Annotated in this window: 12 protein-coding genes and 1 pseudogene; 8 read left to right on the top strand and 5 right to left on the bottom strand. The window is 60.7% G+C overall.

The window, feature by feature from the left end; genetic code table 11:
* Nucleotides 1-110 precede the first annotated feature (110 nt).
* From BJA_RS10580 to BJA_RS10570, 3 genes are read right to left on the bottom strand one after another with little or no spacing between them, the layout of a single operon-like run.
* Nucleotides 111-1,121, bottom strand: a complete 1,011-nt coding sequence (locus BJA_RS10580) for a transketolase family protein (protein ID WP_014497715.1) — start codon at nt 1,119-1,121, stop codon at nt 111-113.
* Nucleotides 1,118-1,969: a transketolase gene (locus tag BJA_RS10575; protein ID WP_011084958.1), complete on the bottom strand. Its 852-nt coding sequence runs from the start codon at nt 1,967-1,969 to the stop codon at nt 1,118-1,120. The genes BJA_RS10580 and BJA_RS10575 overlap by 4 nt, the downstream gene beginning before the upstream one ends.
* A 24-nt stretch (nt 1,970-1,993) precedes the next feature.
* A complete protein-coding gene (locus tag BJA_RS10570; protein ID WP_011084957.1) occupies nt 1,994-2,743 on the bottom strand; it encodes an SDR family NAD(P)-dependent oxidoreductase in 750 nt (249 codons plus the stop codon).
* 108 nt (nt 2,744-2,851) lie between these two features.
* Here BJA_RS10570 and BJA_RS10565 point away from each other — a divergent pair, with 108 nt between their 5' ends.
* The 3 genes from BJA_RS10565 (at nt 2,852) to BJA_RS10555 (ending at nt 4,872) form a co-directional block, all read left to right on the top strand.
* Nucleotides 2,852-3,748 carry a LysR substrate-binding domain-containing protein gene (locus BJA_RS10565; RefSeq protein WP_011084956.1) on the top strand — a complete coding sequence of 299 codons (897 nt, stop codon included), beginning with the start codon at nt 2,852-2,854 and terminating at the stop codon, nt 3,746-3,748.
* 672 nt (nt 3,749-4,420) lie between these two features.
* On the top strand, nt 4,421-4,624 hold the full coding sequence (locus BJA_RS10560; RefSeq protein WP_014497717.1) for a hypothetical protein: 204 nt from the start codon (nt 4,421-4,423) through the stop codon (nt 4,622-4,624).
* 41 nt (nt 4,625-4,665) lie between these two features.
* Complete coding sequence (locus tag BJA_RS10555; protein WP_158516561.1) at nt 4,666-4,872, top strand: hypothetical protein; 207 nt, start codon at nt 4,666-4,668, stop codon at nt 4,870-4,872.
* A gap of 9 nt (nt 4,873-4,881) precedes the next feature.
* Here the strand turns inward: BJA_RS10555 and BJA_RS10550 are convergent, their stop codons facing one another.
* Nucleotides 4,882-5,946 (bottom strand): IS630-like element ISRj1 family transposase, encoded by a 1,065-nt coding sequence (locus BJA_RS10550; protein WP_011084514.1) that lies wholly within the window; start codon nt 5,944-5,946, stop codon nt 4,882-4,884.
* Nucleotides 5,947-6,170: 224 nt separating this feature from the next.
* Complete coding sequence (locus tag BJA_RS10545; protein WP_014497718.1) at nt 6,171-6,473, bottom strand: hypothetical protein; 303 nt, start codon at nt 6,471-6,473, stop codon at nt 6,171-6,173.
* Between the two features lie 1,021 nt (nt 6,474-7,494).
* Between BJA_RS10545 and BJA_RS10540 the strand changes: the two genes are divergently transcribed.
* From BJA_RS10540 to BJA_RS10520, 5 genes and pseudogenes are all read left to right on the top strand, one after another.
* Nucleotides 7,495-8,682: an IS256 family transposase gene (locus BJA_RS10540; RefSeq protein ID WP_178372834.1), complete on the top strand. Its 1,188-nt coding sequence runs from the start codon at nt 7,495-7,497 to the stop codon at nt 8,680-8,682.
* Between the two features lie 31 nt (nt 8,683-8,713).
* Nucleotides 8,714-9,063 (top strand): annotated as a pseudogene (locus BJA_RS10535) (SOS response-associated peptidase family protein); the annotation flags it as partial.
* A 456-nt stretch (nt 9,064-9,519) separates the two neighbouring features.
* Nucleotides 9,520-9,828, top strand: a complete 309-nt coding sequence (locus BJA_RS10530; RefSeq protein ID WP_158516560.1) for a transposase — start codon at nt 9,520-9,522, stop codon at nt 9,826-9,828.
* Nucleotides 9,825-10,178, top strand: coding sequence for an IS66 family insertion sequence element accessory protein TnpB (gene tnpB / locus BJA_RS10525; protein ID WP_011084591.1), 354 nt, complete (start codon nt 9,825-9,827; stop codon nt 10,176-10,178). The genes BJA_RS10530 and tnpB overlap by 4 nt, the downstream gene beginning before the upstream one ends.
* 72 nt (nt 10,179-10,250) lie before the next feature.
* Nucleotides 10,251-11,855, top strand: a complete 1,605-nt coding sequence (locus BJA_RS10520; protein WP_011084592.1) for an IS66-like element ISBj7 family transposase — start codon at nt 10,251-10,253, stop codon at nt 11,853-11,855.
* Nucleotides 11,856-11,960: the final 105 nt, after the last annotated feature.

Raw genomic sequence — 11,960 nt, 5'->3', positions numbered from 1 at the left:
CGGCTCTCGACCACCGGCATTTGGGCAGGAGCAATCACTCGCCGCCGCAACATGCGACGGGCGTAGCTCCTCACCTGGGCTTGGCTAAGTTGGCGCTTAGCGCCGGTACACTAAAGCCACCGCTTGATCTGCCGTGCGACCTCTGCGGTGGAAATCCCGTAGCGGTCGTGCAGGGTCGGAAGTGCGCCGGCGTCAAGAAACTCGTCCGGCAATGCGATCTGGCGGAAGGGCGGATGGACGCCGGAACGCATCAGAAGCGCGGCAGCCGCCTCGCCGAGACCGCCAATCGTTGTGTGGTTTTCGGCAACGACGACCAGGCGGCCCGACTTGCCGGCTTCACGCAAGATCGTCTCGGTATCGAGCGGCTTGATGGTTGGAACATGCAGCACCGCAATATCGATGCTGTCGTCTTTCAAGGTCTGTACGGCTTCGAGCGCGCGCATGGTCATGATGCCGGATGAGATGACCAGGGCGTCCTTCCCGTCGCGGATCAGCTTGGCCTTGCCGAGCTCGAATTTGTAGTCGTACTCGTCCAGAACGACCGGCACCTGGCCGCGCAGCAGGCGGGTGTAGACTGGCCCCTGATGCGCCGCGATGGCAGGCACCAACTGCTCGATCTCGTGGGCATCGCAGGGATCGATGACCGTCATATTTGGCATGGCACGAAATAGCGCGAGATCCTCTGCGGCCTGGTGACTCGGGCCGTAGCCCGAGGTCAGGCCGGGCAAAGCACAAACGATCTTCACGTTGCGGTCTTCCTCCGCAATCGTCTGGTGAATGAAATCGTAAGCCCGCCGAGACGCGAACACCGCGTAAGTGGTCGCGAAAGGCATGAAGCCTTCGGCAGCGAGGCCGGAGGCGGCGCCGAACAGAAGCTGCTCGGCCATGCCCATCTGGTAATAGCGGTCCGGGAACTCCTTTGCGAAGATGTACATGTCGGTGTATTTGCCGAGATCGGCCGTCATGCCGACCACCTCAGGGCGGTGGCGCGCGAGTTCGACGAGCGCGTGTCCGAACGGCCCCGGTCTGGTCTTCTGCCCCTCGGCTGCGATCGATGCGATCATCGCTGAGGTGGTCAGGCGCGGCTTGCCCGGCTGCGGTGCTGATCTGACGGTCTTCATGCCTGCCTCCCGGCTTCCAGCGCGGCAAGCGCGAGCTGCCATTCGTGCGGCTCGACGCGGATGAAATGGCTCTTCTCGCGCTGCTCGAGGAAGGGAACACCCTTCCCCATCAGCGTGTCGGCGACGATGATCCGCGGCTTGAGTTCGGGATGGGACTTGGCCGCGTCGAAGGCGGCGACCACGGCATTGAGATCGTTGCCGTTGACGCGCTGCACGAACCAGCCGAAGGCCTGAAGCTTCTCGACCAGCGGCTCGAACGCCATGACCTGCGTGGAAGGACCGTCCGCCTGCTGATTGTTGACGTCGACGATGCCGATCAGATTGTCGAGCTTGTAGTGGCCTGCCGACTGGATCGCCTCCCAGACCGAGCCTTCGTCAAGCTCGCCATCGGAAAATAAGGTGTATACCCGCGCTCCGGATTTCTTGCGTTTGAGTCCCAGGCCCATGCCGACGGCGATGCTGAGTCCGAGCCCGAGCGAGCCGCCCGACATTTCCATTCCCGGTGTGTAGGAGGCCATGCCCGACATCGGCAGGCGGCTCTCGTCGCTGCCATAGGTTTCGAGTTCTTCCTCGGGGACGATCCCCGCCTCGATCAAGGCCGCGTAGAGCGCGATGGCATAATGCCCGTTGGAGAGCAGAAAGCGGTCTCGCTCCTCCCAGGACGGATCTTCGGGTCTGTAGCGCATCGCATGGAAATAGGCGACGGCGAGAACGTCAGAGATGTCGAGCGCCTGTGCGATATAGCCTTGGCCCTGAACTTCGCCCATGCGCAGGGCATTGCGGCGAATATTGTGGGCGCGGTCCGTCAGCTTGGGCGTGTTCGTAAGCGCGTTGGTCGAGGTTTCCATCGATCTGACCCTTGTCTCGCTGGCTCAGTGGATGAGCATGCCGCCGTTCACGTCGATCACGGCGCCGGTTACGTAGGCGGAGAGATCCGAGGCCAGGAAGGTGTAGATACCGGCGACGTCTTCGGCCGTACCGAGACGATTGAGCGGAATGCCTTCCAGGATCTTCGCCCTCATCTCGTCGGTCAGCTTGCCCGCGGTGATATCGGTGCCGATCAGGCCGGGCGTGACGCAATTGACGCGAATGCCGTCCGGGCCGAACTCTCGGGCCATCGCCTTGGCGAGACCAAGTACGCCGGCCTTCGCGGCCGAATAGTGCGGGCCGCCAAAAATTCCACCACCGCGCTGGGCCGAGACCGACGACATGCATGCAATCGATCCGGCTTTCCGTCCGCGCATATGCGGGATCACCGCCTGGGAGAGAAACAGGATGCCCTTGAGATTGACGTCCTGAATGCGATCCCAATCGGCTGCCGAGATCTCCAGGAACTTCACCGGCTGGGTGATGCCGGCATTGTTGATCAAAACATCGGTGCCGCCAAAGGATTCGATCACGCGGGCGACCGCCTGTTCGCAGGACGATTTGTCGGCGACGTCGCACCCTAGTCCGATATGGGAATTTCCGAGCGATGCCGCAGCATCCGTCGCAGCGCCGGCGTCAATATCCAGAATGGCGACCCGAGCGCCCTCGGCGGCGAACCGCCGGGCGGTGGCAAGCCCGATCCCGCGCGGCGAGGCCGCGCCCGAAATGATGGCCGTCTTACCGCTGAGCAGCATCAGTTCCTCCCGCAAATTGTTCTTCCTTGGCGCTTAGGAATGACCCGCCGACCGCCAACGGACAAACGCGCAGTTGTCACGGATCGATGAATCTGGTTCACTTATGGGATGCTGTCGAATATCCCCATATCGGCAATTCGTGCCTTTGAAGCGGCTGCCCGCACCGGATCGTTTCGCGATGCGGCGAATGAGCTTCACCTGACACCGAGTGCCGTTAGTCATGCCATCCGCAAGCTGGAGGGCACCCTTCGGACCGCTTTGTTCGAGCGCAGCGCACGATCCGTGCGACTTACGCCGGCCGGCGAGAACCTGATGCGTCACACGGGAGCGGCATTCGATCAGCTCCGCCGTGGCCTAGAGGAAGTTGCCGCGCGCGGACCACAATTGGTGCGCGTCCATTCCGCGCCCAGCTTTGCTGCGCAATGGCTGGCACCACGGCTTGCACAGTTTCTCGCTGCTTACCCGAAGCTCGAGGTTCGGCTGGCTGCAAGCACGGACTATGCGCGCTTCAGCAACGATGATTTCGATATCGACATCGTCTACGGTCCGCCACGCGCGGAGGGCGTCGAAATTGTCCCTCTGCCGGAGGAGACGGTCACGCCGCTCTGCTCGCCCTCGCTCGCAAAATCGATCAGGAAGCCTGCCGATCTCCTCGATCAGACGCTCATCCGCTCCGACGTGAAGCGGGTGCAGTGGCATCAATGGTTCACCGCGAATGGGTTAGAAGCACCTGCGCTTCACGGCATGAGATTCGACCGAAGCTTTCTTGCGATCGCGACGGCTGCAGAGGGATTGGGCGTGGCCTTGGAATCAACGCTTCTGGCCGAACGCGAACTGGCGTGCGGGCGCTTGGTCGCTCCATTGGCCGGACGCGCCAACGATATCCGCTACGTCGGTCACCGCTTGATCTACCCGCGCGCAAGCCGACAAAGATCGTCGGTACGAGCTTTTGCGGATTGGGTGGTGGCCCAACTCGGCGGCGGAGATGTTCGCTCCTCGCAGTGAGACCTCATCGAGATATTCCTGAAGCTGATGCGGAAATCCACCGCGTTTTGAGGATCTGCCCTTCATAGGAACCCCTCCGACCGCGTGCACGTTGCCGTATCGCTTCAGGACCCCCTGCCTTGGAGCGCCCCAACAGCGGCCTCCGCGTTGCCCCCGCGGGGGTCGTTTTATCGCGAGGCACAATGGACGAGGGTTGGAGAGTAGTGTTCGCGATTAGCGCCACTGCCGTGGTCGCCGGGGGCGCCTTCTTTGCCATCCGGTTTATCATCGGTCTGCACCTTTAAGGTCGCCCCTTACCCGTATTTTTCCCTAGGTCCAAAGTCTCACATCCACACACCAGTGGAGAAAGTGTCATCGGTGCACTACGGCTTGCGCTCCCGCATCGGTTGCAGTTGGATAGAGGAGCGAATTTACAAGAGACGTTTTTGAGGGGGAACAATATGAGGGCAGCAACGCTCGTTGCCGGGCTTTTTTTGGCAATCGGAATAATTGGACCGGCCGATGCTCGCGGAGGAGGTCACGGGGGCCGTGTCAGCTATGGCGGCGGACACCACACCTCAAGCCACGGCGGCAGCTTTTCAGGCGGCTCGGGATCGTTGCACCGCGGCGGGACCTATGTGAATTCAAACACCGGGAACCGTTACGGCACCCACCAATAAGAGGAAGCGCGCAATGGCGAAGTCGACCCGGAATAGCGGCAAGCAGTCGACGTCAGGCGAAGTGAGCCAACTCAAACAACTTGTGAAGGGCAACACACCGACGCGAGTGATCGGCCTGAAGTTGGGCCGAACCGAAAACGCGATCTACAACAAAGCATCTGAGGAAGGAATCTCACTGGCTCCGACGAACCAAAGCCCCTACGGCACGAAGAAGTAGGTACGGAGATCATGCTGAGACATTGGCCTGCGGCGCTTTGCATGGCCCTCGTGGGTTCGGCTTATGGTCAGGCGCCTGCTCCGGCCGCGCCCAAAGCCGCTCCTGAGCCGTCGGCCTATTGTCGATCTTCTGCGCAAATACTCTTTCAGGGTGGAGCTTCGGACGGCGACATCGCCGCCGTCGCGAAGATCTGCCGCCGTGGCGATGTCATCGCCATCAGCACCAGCGCACAAGGTTCAGTATTCTAGTACCCGGAATCAGAGCTGAGTGATACGGCGGCCTTTGAAACGGCGTTGCCGGACCTTTTTCTTGGTCCAGACGAAGGGCTCGGCTCTGTCGTTGTATGCGTTGACGTAGGCATCGATGTGTTCCTGAAGCTGCTTGAGGCTCGTGAAGGAGGTGCCGCTGAGCGACTGCCCCTGCAAGATGGAAAACCATACTTCGACCTGATTGAGCCATGACGCACTTGTCGGCGTGAAATGAAATTGCACGTTGGGGTGGGCCTTGAGCCAGTCCTCGTTCTTTTTATGGGTGTTGAGGTTGTCGAGGATGACGTGAAGCTTGCGGTTCGGAAAAGTCGCGGTGACGCTGTTCATGAAATCGAGAAACTCGACGCGGCGCCGGCGTTTTGAATGGGTCGCGATGATCTTTCCGGTGGCGACTTCGAGCGCCGCAAACAATGTTGTGGTGCCATGCCGCTTGTAATCGTGGCTTTGGCCGGTTAAGGCGCGGCCATTGGGCAACTTCAGATAACCCTGCGCTCGCTCCAAAGCCTGGATCGAGGGCTTCTCGTCCACGCACAGCACAATGGCCTTCGCCGGCGGCGCGACATAGAGGCCGACAACATCGGCGGCTTTGGCCGTAAAGTTCGGGTCGTTGCTCTCGCACCAGGACTTGCGAGCCACCAGGTCAATCTTGTGGCTGCGCAGGAACCGCCAGACATATTGGACATCGACATCGCCCAGCGCCTCGGCCAGCAGGGGGCCGGTCCAGCGCGCAAACCCTTGCGGTGGCGGCTTATCCAGCAGCTTCAGAATCCGCTTGTCGGTCGTCTTCGTATAAATCGGCTGCTTGCCAGGCCGCGGCTTGTCTTGCAGCCCTTCAAGGCCATGGTCGGCATAGCGATGCCGCCAAAGGCTGACAATCCGCGGCTGGACCCCAACTTCCTTGGCGATCGACCGGGTGCTGCGCCCATCCGCCGCCAACAGAACTATCCGCGCCCGCTTCAAATCGCGCTGCAACGTCACCGGTGAGCGACAGCACGCCTCAAGCACCTTGCGATCTTTCCTCGAAAGGTGGACTTCTCTTGCTTCGGGTATCATCCCGACCTTGAATCACGACTCACGTTCCAAGAAAAGTGGGTACTAGGTCGGTCGCCTATGTGACTTTACGAAGTCAGTAGTCGTGATGGGTCCACAGACGCTTTGCGTCCTAGGAGCCGAACGAAGCGTGAGGTGACCAATCCGTGATCGTGATCATGCCCTGCGCGGCGAAATCCAGCTACTGGTTGCTCGCTCGACTGTCACGTCACCGCGACATGTGACATCTACCGCAAAAGCTTCTTTAGCGCAGCGTCGCTCGCTAATCTTGAACTTAAGCGTCGAGCCGCTCCCTGTTGGTTCTCGCCAAGCGTATCTTTGATGATTTCCGTCGCTCGGGTCATCACCTCTTTTCGGACGGATGGGACGGCGCGGATCATCGCCGCAATTTCAGCCTCTGACATACTCTTATTGGGATCCAACTGACGGAGTTCGGCGAACCTTGATTCAACCGCTTTGATTTTTGAGTCATCGAACCACAGAGCAACGCTCTTCTGAGAGTCCGCAATTTTTTGTCGCTTTGTCAGCATCCATATCCTGCGTTCCGACGGGCGAATACATTTGGCCAACTAGCCAACCAAGTTTTGCCTGAAACGTGTCTGTCAATTGCAAGATCTTCGCCGCAACGCAGGTTGCTAGGTGGAGATCGGCCTTCACAGCGATGGAAAGTTTGAGAAACGCTATGCAGTCTACCTGAGATCTGTGCCCTCGGAATCCAGAAAGAAATAGCCAGGCTCGTTGTAATTCAAAAGCCGGCCCATAAACTCCGAGATCTTATTTCTCGCCCGAAGTCCAACGATAGGGAGATCGGATTTCACAGCAGGAGCCTGGAATTGACCGACCTGTCGTTCTACGACCAATTCGAGACTGCGCACCGGTGCAATGGCAATGTACGGTGCCTTGCATCCGCCCGCTGGCCCGCGAGGTACTAGGTTGCAACTTTGCGTTAGCACGATGAAGAATAAGTTCTTCGGATGGTGGAAAAAATGAGGATGAACTGCCTCCAGTAGAGCATCCAGCTCTAGCGTCCTTCGCAGAACGTCCCCTTGCATCAACTCCGTGCTCGAGAACGCCGTTGTCTCATATGCAAAGTGCATGGGCCAAGCATGAGCGCGGATCAGGATGCAGTTTTGGATGCGAACGTATCCGAAGGTGAGACTCGCCCCTCCAGTTCATCATTCAGCCGGCGGATCGCTTGTCGCGTCGACACATTGGCCGGCTCGATTGAGACGGTAATTTTTGTGAAGGCCCCAGACTTGCTAATCTGCGTTCGGTAACTACTGCGGCACTCGGTTCGGCATGAAACGATGTTGCATCTCTGCCCTTGGTGTTAACGACTGCGTCGACAGCACGCCATTCCTGTCTGGTCACCGATGTCGATGAAATTCTGATGTTTTTCGAACTCATTGCATTGCCCCGTAAATGTTTGTCAAAAGATTGCACGCCATCTCAAAACTGCTTTGCATTCGGTAACGTACAGAGTCTTTCGCACTTTCAGGATTGACGGCTTCTTCTAGAATGAAGGAGCTTTGAATGAACGATGGGAATGCCATGGGTCAGGTGATCCAAATTGATGAGGCCCGGATTCGAGATCACCTGGGCGAGATGGTCCGCGGGACAGTGGAGGAGACACTGAACGCGATGCTGGAGGCCGAAGCGGACCAGCTGTGCGGTGCTGGGCGGTATGAGCGCAGCCCGGCCCGGCAGGACACGCGGGCAGGCAGCTACGAGCGAACGCTGCAGACCAAGGCGGGCGACGTCAATCTGAAGGTTCCGAAGCTACGTCGGCAAACCTTCGAGACGGCGATTATCGAGCGCTACCGGAGGCGGGAGAGCTCGGTCGAGGAGGCGCTGATCGAGATGTATCTGGCCGGGATTTCGGTTCGGCGGGTCGAAGACATCACCGAGGCGCTGTGGGGCACCCGGGTCAGCCCGAGCACAGTGTCGAACCTGAACAAGAAGATCTATGCCAAGATCGAGGCGTGGCGGAATCGCAGGATCGAAGGCGAGCATCCGTATCTCTACCTCGACGGCATCGTGATGAAGCGCAGCTGGGCTGGTGAGGTTCGCAACGTGTCGCTGCTGGTGGCCTCGGCGGTCAATGCCGAGGGGTTCCGGGAGATCCTCGGCATCTGTGAAGGCGCCAAGGAGGACAAATCCGGCTGGTCATCGTTTCTGCGGCACCTCGTCGATCGCGGTCTCAAGGGCGTGCAGTTGGTGGTTTCGGATGCGTGCCGAGGTCTTGTCGAAAGCGTTGCGGATTATCTGCCGGAGGCCCGCTATCAACGCTGCATGGTGCATTTTTATCGCAATGTCTTCAGCCACGTGCCGTCGACCCGGGTCCACGAGGTGAGCCACATGCTCAAGGCCATTCATGCCCAGGAGAGCCGCGCCGCGGCCGACGAGAAAGCCAGGACCGTCATCGCGGATCTGCGGGCAAGCCGTATGGCCAAAGCTGCTGATCTCGTCGAGCAGGCGGTTCACGAGACGCTCGCCTACTATGCCTTTCCTGACATCCATTGGCGGAAGATTCGAACGAACAATCCGCTCGAGCGCATCATGAAGGAGATCCGGCGACGAACCCGTGTCGTCGGCGCCTTCCCCGACGGTCAATCCTGTCTCAATTTGGCGGCGGCCCGGCTGCGGCACATTGCCGGAACGGCGTGGTCGACCAAATGCTACATGAACATGCGACCGCTCTATCAGCCACAACTCTCTGAAACCGGAGCCGTCGCCTGATCAAAAGTGCGAAAGATTCTGGACAGTACCGCCAAATCCCGAGACGAAGAAGAAAGATGTGGTTTGGTTCGCGCTCGAGGAGAGCCGGCCGCTGTTCTGCTTCGGCGGCATCTGGACCGAGTTCAGAGGCGACCGCGGCACCAAGTCGAAGCCGATCCCCGGCCCCACCTTGTCTACGGCTTCCTGACGACGTCACCCAATGCGGTCGTCGAGCCGATCCATCCGAAAGCAATGCCCGTGATCCTGACCACCGAGGAGGAGCGCGACATCTGGATGCACACTCCCTGGGATGAGGCAAAGGCGCTGCAGCGCCCGCTGCCCAACGACGCCCTGAGGATCGTCATGCGCGGCGCAGACAAGGAAGACAAGATCGCTGCGTAGGCTGCATTTGCACGGGCACCAGTTGAATGTACTTTTTGCCGGAGCGCTCGCGGGAATGCGACTGAGACGCTGACGTCCCGTCTAGGTCGCATGTGTGTCTGCTCGGGTACGCGGCCCAGAGCGTCCGCGATCTGAATGCGGCTCTTCTCTCCCCGAATCCTGAAACGCCTTCAAGATGGAGTTCATGTCGTATTGGCGGACGACCTGGATGCAATTCATCAGGTCGAGTTCAAGCTCGCCGTAATTCAGCAGGGTGCGGCCGATTATCGTAAGCGGTGTGTCTCCCACACCTTGTTTGGCGTGAGCTGATCGGCAACATGCGAGCCGTCATATACAGTAAGGTTCGCATATATGGTTGACCATATAGTTGACGCTTCAGAGCCACGGGGCCGGGTGGATATCCAGGTCGGAGCGGGGCGTCGGCGGCGGTGGAGCGCCGTGGTCAAGGGGCGGATCGTGGCGGAGTCATATGCGCCGGGCACAGTTGTGTCCGAGGTGGCGCGCCGGCACGACCTCTCACCGCAACACCTGTTTGCTTGGCGCAAGGCCGCGCGTGCCGGTCTGCTGAGCTTGCCGGCGGAGGATGCACCGCTCTTCGTTCCGGTGGTGTCGGAGCTTCGCCCCGCTGGGATGTGCGTGGAAGCGGCAACGCGGAACGGGATAACGATCAGCATCGAGATTGGCGATGCGGTAGTTCGCGCAGCGGCGGGGGTCGATCCGACCTGGCTGCGCGATGTGCTGCGGGCCGTGAGGGCGACGACATGATCGCGGCTTCGGCGGGCGTGAAGATCATGGTCGCGACGCGGCCGGTCGACTTTCGTAAAGGTGCCGATGGTCTCGCCGCGCTGGTGCGCGAGCAACTCCACCATGATCCGTTCGCGGGAACGATTTTCGTCTTCCGTTCAAAGCGAGCGGACCGTTTGAAGATTTTTGCCTGGGACGGGTCCGGGCTCGTGCTGCTGTGGAAGCGGCTGGAGCATAGCGCGTTCCGCTGGCCGCCGATCAGCGATGGCGTGATGCGTTTGTCTGCCTCACAGCTCGCCGCGCTGATGGACGGCCTGGATTGGTCGCGCCTGCATGCCCGCGACATTGGTCAGCCGAGCGCAACGTCGTGAACCCTGTGACCAATTGAATCATGTCGGCTGCAGTCTTCCACAAGGGCCCGCGAATCAGCTTGAGTACCGGGCGTGAGCGAGACCACGGATCAACTTCCGACCGATATCGAGGCGCTGCAGGCGCTGGTTGCGGCGGCACGCGCGGAGCGCGACGCGGCGATCGCAAAGTGCGACGCGGCGATCATCGAACGCGATCAGGCGCTGTCGCAAATGGATCGCCTTCAGCATCTCTTGCGCCAGCTGCAACGCGCGCAGTTCGGTCGCCGCTCGGAGAAGCTCGACCCTGAGCAGTTGCAACTGGCGATCGAGGACATCGAGCAGGCCATTGCCGGCGATGAAGCGGTCCAGGACAGGAAGGACACGGCAGGCGCACGCCAGCGTGCTGAACGGCGCCGCGCCAGCCGTGGTGCGCTTCCGGCCCATCTGCCGCATATCGACGTCACGATTGCCCCGGAGGATACCAACTGTCCGTGCTGCCGCACGCCTCTGCATGTGATCGGTGAGGAGACCTCACGGCGGCTCGACGTCGTCCCGGCGCAGTTCCGCGTGATCGTCACCCATCGTCCCAAATATGCCTGTCGGGCCTGCACGGATGGCGTGGTTCAGGCGCCGGCACCAGAGCGGCTGATCAAGGGCGGCTTGCCGACCGAGGCGATGGTCGCCCATGTTCTGGTCGCCAAATTTGCCTGGCACCTGCCGCTGTATCGGCAGGCTCAGATGCTGCTGGCGCAGGGTATCGACATCAAGCGCTCGGTTTTGGCGTTCTGGGTGGGCTATGCAGGCGCAGAGCTTCGTCCGCTCTGGCTCAGGCTGCGCGAGATCATTTTGACCGCGAACAAGATCGCGGTGGACGAGACCACAGCGCCTGTGCTCGATCCCGGCCGCGGCCGCACCAAGAAAGGCTTCTTCTGGGCGATCGCGCGCGACGATCGGCCGTGGGGCGGGGCCGATCCGCCGGCAGTGGCCTACACTTATGCGCCTGGTCGCGGCGCCGTCCACGCGCTCAAGCTGCTCGACGGTTATCGCGGCATCGTGCAATGCGACGGCTACACCGTCTACAAGACCATTGCCGACACCGCGCCTGACGCGGCGATCACGCTCGCCTTCTGCTGGGCTCATCTGCGGCGGCGCTTCTTCGACGTTGTCCAGGACGGTCCTGCCCCGATCGCGAGCGAAGCGCTCGAGCGTATTGCCGCTCTCTATGCGATCGAGAAGACGATCAGGGGCCGCAGCGCCGATGAGCGTCGTGCCATCCGCCAGGAGCGCAGCAAGCCGCTGGTGCTGGCGCTCAAGGCCTGGTTCGAGCAGCAACTCACCCGCGTCTCGGGCAAAGCGACAATCGCCGAGCACATCCGTTACGCCTTGAACCACTGGGTTGGCCTGATGCGCTTCCTTGACGACGGCCGCATCGAGCTCGACACAAATATTGTCGAGCGAAGCATCCGTCCTCTTATCCTCAACCGCAAGAACGCACTGTTCGCGGGGCATGATGAGGGCGCGGAGAACTGGGCCTGCATCGCTTCGCTGATTGAGACCTGCAAGCTCTGCGGCGTGGAGCCGCAGGCCTATCTGACCGACGTCCTCACCAGACTCGTCAACCTCTGGCCGGCCTCGCGTCTGGACGAACTCATGCCCTGGGCGTGGAGCGCCGAGCAAGCTAAAAGCCTCGCCGCTTGATGAACTCGCTTCCTGGATCGCGACCGCTCCAGCCGGCCTCGTCGCCACCGGCTCCGTGTGTTCCGACAACGTCAACAACCCGTCGCGCACCGCCTTGCGCCAGGT

It is taken from the genome of Bradyrhizobium diazoefficiens USDA 110 (assembly GCF_000011365.1).
Taxonomy (GTDB): domain Bacteria; phylum Pseudomonadota; class Alphaproteobacteria; order Rhizobiales; family Xanthobacteraceae; genus Bradyrhizobium; species Bradyrhizobium diazoefficiens.
Note: the sequence above shows the minus strand (reverse complement) of the source record. Positions and strands in the feature narration are given on the sequence as shown.